This window comes from Blautia sp. AF19-1 (genome assembly GCF_003479155.1).
Lineage (GTDB): Bacteria > Bacillota > Clostridia > Lachnospirales > Lachnospiraceae > Fusicatenibacter > Fusicatenibacter saccharivorans.
The window spans coordinates 1-791 of sequence record NZ_QUGQ01000059.1 but is presented as its reverse complement, the minus strand read 5'-3'; the positions used below and the strand labels follow the sequence as shown (position 1 = coordinate 791).

Sequence of the window (791 nt, the reverse complement as noted above, 5' to 3'; positions counted from 1 at the left end):
CAAGGCGAAAGTGCCAGTATCGCAAACCAGCGTGATATGCTGGAAAAATACTGCGAAAAGCAGGGATGGGAGGTTGTGGCAGTCTATCAGGACGATGGCTTCACAGGTCTTAATATGGAGCGTCCTGATTTACAGAGAATGTTGAGAGCCATTGAGCGCAGGCAAATCAACCTTGTCATCACGAAAGACCTCAGCCGACTGGGGCGTAACTATCTGCAAACCGGGCATTTGATTGAGGACTTTTTCCCAAGAAATGGTGTCCGCTATATCGCCATGAATGACGGTATCGACACCCTGCGGGATAACAACGATATTGCCCCGTTCAAGAATATCCTGAACGAGATGTACAGCAAGGATATTTCCAAGAAAGTCCATTCCTCTTATCTTCTGAAAGCGCAGAAAGGACAGTTTACCGGGTGTCTTGCCCCGTTTGGGTATCGGAAAGACCCGGAGGACAAAAACCATCTGCTCATTGACGAGGAAACCGCCCCGATTGTGCGGCTGATTTTCGGATATGCCCTAAACGGTCATGGTCCGAACTATATCCGCAGACGGCTGGAGGAAGAAAAAATCCCCTGCCCCACATGGTGGAACCGGGAACGGGGGCTTCGCAATACCCGCACCAAATGGGAAAAGAAAGACCCGGAAAACGGGCGGTATATGTGGGACTTCTCCGTTATCAAAGACCTTTTGATGAATCCCGTCTACACCGGGGCGATTGCTTCCCAGAAAAAGGACTACCGTTTCAAAATCGGCACGATTGGGGAAAAGAAGCCGGAGGACTGGATTGT

General features: G+C 50.1%; 1 protein-coding gene. It reads left to right on the top strand.

Annotation, left to right across the window (positions count from 1 at the left end):
• Positions 1 to 791: recombinase family protein (locus tag DWX26_RS16610; protein WP_243030743.1), on the top strand; the 791-nt coding region annotated here is incomplete at both ends.